The 743-nt window shown below is 51.5% G+C and carries 1 protein-coding gene; it reads right to left on the bottom strand.

The window, feature by feature from the left end; translation table 11 throughout:
- The coding region (locus tag AAH446_RS19660; protein ID WP_463322841.1) for a T6SS phospholipase effector Tle1-like catalytic domain-containing protein at positions 1–743 on the bottom strand (743 nt) is incomplete at both ends.

Here is a 743-nt window from a genome sequence, read left to right as displayed (position 1 = left end):
GCCCCAGCGCGGCGTCGAAATCCTTCGGCCCAGGCGGGAGCATCAGGAAACCATCTTCCGGATTATGTTTGGCTTTCATGTCCTGGCGGGCATCGTCAACTTTTTTCTGTGCTTCTTTCCAGTCTTTCTCAGACTGCTTTCTGACCAGCGGATCGCTGTCTTTATCCAGTCCGTTCGCCGCCGAATCGACATAGAAGCGCTGGGTCTTGTAGGTTCCCCCGGCATAGCGATTGATACGCCACGCGGTGATCCAGCCCATCTGATCCTCAAGGGCTTTCTCCAGGCTGACCGGCGCGCGCGGCGGATCGTATTTTGCGGCTTGTTCGGGGGGAATATGGTCTGAGGACGAGCTCAGACCGAGGGTTAACTTGCGCCAGGCGTTGAAACGATTGATTAACGGAGTGTCGATATCAAATTCATCACCCAAATCGAAAGGCATAGTCCGCCAAGTATCTAAAGATATATCTTGAGGGAGTGCAGTTTTAGGTACTTTCAGAGGCGCTCCTGACGAAAATGCAGATGCATACATATCATGCAAAGCAATTTGAGACAGAAGTAAAATACTCCTATTTTCACTCTCGTTTGCCTTACCTTGATCCCCTGGCGGATAACCTCCGCCTAAATCCGAGTGCATCCCTGGATAAACAACCTCCACACTATTAGCTGGATATTTACCATCTGGGCGGCGGATAGAATCCAACGGGAAACAGAGCCGCTGCTCGTGGGAAGAAACCAGATGGACA

Origin of the sequence: Erwinia psychrophila, assembly GCF_039023475.1 — a bacterium.
GTDB lineage: Bacteria > Pseudomonadota > Gammaproteobacteria > Enterobacterales > Enterobacteriaceae > Erwinia.
Note: the sequence above shows the minus strand (reverse complement) of the source record. Positions and strands in the feature narration are given on the sequence as shown.